Below are 1,758 nucleotides of genomic sequence, written 5' to 3'. Positions count from 1 at the left end.
CATACTTCAGACAGTCTTGCGGCCACAGAATAGATACCTAGCTCGGTTGCTCCGACCATTTGACCAATCATGAGCTGATCTATTTTTAGATAAACAACTGACATAAACCCAGATAAGACAAGCCATTTAGACTGTTTTAACAACGAAAGCGCATAGGGCTTATCCCAAGAAACATGCTCGACTTTGATAGCTTCAGCGAAACGTTTATTGTAATAGAGATAACTTGACGCATAAAGCACACCTCGAACAGCAAGTTCTGCAAAAAACACCCAGATGAAGAAGCTTAAATCGGCTTTAATATAAATACAGACTAGCTTTGCAATGCTTGATATCGCCAGTGTTGTAACTCGAACCAAAACCAAATACTTAGATGCAACTTCAGCTTGAAAGTAGAACTCGATGACATAAAATGCTGAGGATATATTGACAATTGCTGCAACAATCAACCATTTCGGATCCACAAGTTCAATTGAGCTCTGCCAAATTAATACAGCTACAATTGCTAATATCGCTCCAGCAATTCCTCCGATAACACGGAGTAAAAAAGAGGAAGATAGAACTTCATATTGACTGCGTCCATTGACAATCTCTCGTGTTACTAATGCATTTAGCCCTAACGATGTAAAAGGCGCTAATAAAGCTAAGAAAGAAACAATGAAGTTGTATTGTCCAAATTGTTCCGGCGCCAAGTATCTCGCCAGAAAAATGTTAATGAGAAAAGTTATTGCCAGTGTAATAATTTTCTCACTAAATAACCAAGCTGTGTTTTTTAGTGCTTTTTTTGTTGAACTCATTTTTATACCTAGAGAGCGCTATAACTTCACAGACCCCTCAATAAACTTTCTGGTTCAATGAGTGTTATGAGTTAAACAACTTTGGCGAATGAATTAATCAAACGCCGTTAAAACTTTTCTTAAATAAAGATAATGCCGAGCGATAGTTCCCACAGTTGATATTTTTCAACATATTAATGAATGACAGCGGTTTCCCTTGCACTTTAAACTCTAAAATATTCATCGATTTAAGGTGATTTTTTGACATTTTGTCTCTGTGTTTTTCCACAAAGAGTAAAAAACCTTGATGTTTTCGTGTATTCGACGAGGAAATCCGCTCTCCTCCATGATCAGTCTCTAAACAGTAATTTGCATCAGAAATTTTTAGAGCTTTTCCGAACTTCGCCACTAAACGAACCCAAGTATCGTAATCTTGAAATGCAGGGAAAGACTCATCAAAGCCACCAATACTTCTCAACTTCTCCGTTTCTGTCAGAATTTGATTGCCGACTAAGTTATGATGCAAAAGTTCTTTTAAAGTAAACTCTCCTTCCACAAAACCAAAACTACGCTTAGTCTTCGCTTCTTTCGTTACTTCCAATATATTTGCACAAACAAAAGCATAATCATCATTATAATATTCTACGAGTGTTGCAATACGCTCTGGAGTAAAATAATCATCATCATCCATACCTGTGATGAATTCACCACTTGCATTATTGATCGCTACATTTCTGGAGAAACAAGCACCTTTTACTTCACTATTTTTAAAATAAGTAATTGGATATCTTTCTTGCAATTCAGCAATCATCTCTGATGTTGTATCTTTTGATGCATCGTCAACGACAATCACTTCAATGTTTTTATATGTTTGCTCAAACACCGAGAGGATTGCTCTTTTTGCTAACTCTGCTCGATTTTGAGTAATAATATAAACGCTAACTTTCTTCATTTAGAGACGTTCACCTAACTTCAATATATTTTC

2 protein-coding genes are annotated in these 1,758 nt (G+C 36.2%); both read right to left on the bottom strand.

Features of this window, described 5'->3' with window-relative positions; all coding sequences use genetic code 11:
- The coding region (locus IQR33_RS27740; protein ID WP_193844239.1) for an oligosaccharide flippase family protein at window positions 1-794 on the bottom strand (794 nt) is incomplete at its 3' end.
- Between the two features lie 97 nt (window positions 795-891).
- Complete coding sequence (locus tag IQR33_RS27735) at window positions 892-1,725, bottom strand: glycosyltransferase (protein WP_042522619.1); 834 nt, start codon at window positions 1,723-1,725, stop codon at window positions 892-894.
- Window positions 1,726-1,758 lie beyond the last annotated feature (33 nt).

Origin of the sequence: Vibrio sp. OPT46 (genome assembly GCF_015163535.1) — a bacterium.
Classification (GTDB): Bacteria; Pseudomonadota; Gammaproteobacteria; order Enterobacterales; family Vibrionaceae; genus Vibrio; species Vibrio alginolyticus.
Note: the sequence above shows the minus strand (reverse complement) of the source record. Positions and strands in the feature narration are given on the sequence as shown.

What these genes read in the sequence shown, in the direction of transcription:
- IQR33_RS27735 (WP_042522619.1), bottom strand. Translation starts at nt 1,725, where the DNA reads ATGAAGAAAGTTAGCGTTTATATTATTACTCAAAATCGAGCAGAGTTA.